Source organism: Pseudoroseomonas ludipueritiae, from assembly GCF_014490445.1.
GTDB lineage: Bacteria > Pseudomonadota > Alphaproteobacteria > Acetobacterales > Acetobacteraceae > Pseudoroseomonas > Pseudoroseomonas ludipueritiae.
On the sequence record NZ_JACTUZ010000362.1, the window covers coordinates 1 to 854 of the forward strand.

General features: G+C 67.6%; 1 protein-coding gene. It reads right to left on the reverse strand.

The annotated features are described in order from the left end of the window. Positions 1–854 (reverse strand): acyl-CoA dehydrogenase family protein (locus tag IBL25_RS26385; RefSeq protein WP_187781383.1); only part of this gene is annotated, 854 nt, incomplete at both ends.

The following is an 854-nucleotide window of genomic DNA, read 5'->3' on the forward strand; positions in this document are numbered from 1 at the left end:
ATGGCGGCGACGCGGCGGCGGAAGGCGGAATCCTCCCAGAGCACGCCATCGCCGGCCGGCGTCTCCCGCGCCAGGCGCTTGGCCCGCGCCAGCCGCTGCTTGGAGAGGCCGATGCGCGCGATGCCGGTGCGTTCATTGGCCAGCAGGAACTTGGCATAGTCCCAGCCCTTGTTCTCCTCGCCCACCAGGTTCTCCGCCGGCACCTCGACCTCGTCGAAGAAGACCTCGTTGACCTCATGCGCGCCGTCGATGGTGATCACCGGCCGCACGGTGATGCCGGGCGACTTCATGTCGATCAGCAGAAAGGAGATGCCCTTCTGCTTCTTCGCCTCGCGGTCGGTCCGCACCAGGCAGAAGATCCAGTCGGCATGCTGGCCCAGCGTGGTCCAGGCCTTCTGGCCGGAAACGATGTACTTGCCGTCCCGCTTCTCCGCCCGCGTCTTGAGCGAGGCGAGGTCCGAGCCCGCGCCGGGCTCGGAGAAGCCCTGGCACCACCAGATGTCGAGATTGGCCGTGGCCGGCAGGAACTTCTTCTTCTGCTCCTCCGAGCCGAAGGTGGCGATCACGGGGCCGACCATGAAGACATTGAACTGCAGCGGCAGCGGCACGGCGGCGCGCTGCAGTTCCTCCGTGAAGATGTAGCGCTGCACCGGCGTCCAGTCCTTGCCGCCCCAGGCCAGCGGCCAGTTGGGCGTGGCGAGGCCGGCGGCATTCAGGATGCGCTGGGAAGTGACGATGTCCTGCTTGTCCAGGTGCCGGCCCTCGGCGACCTTGCTGCGGATTCCGGCCGGGATCTTCTCCCGGAAGAAGCGGCGGAGCTCGTCGCGAAAGGCGATCTCCTCGGCGGTGAAGCG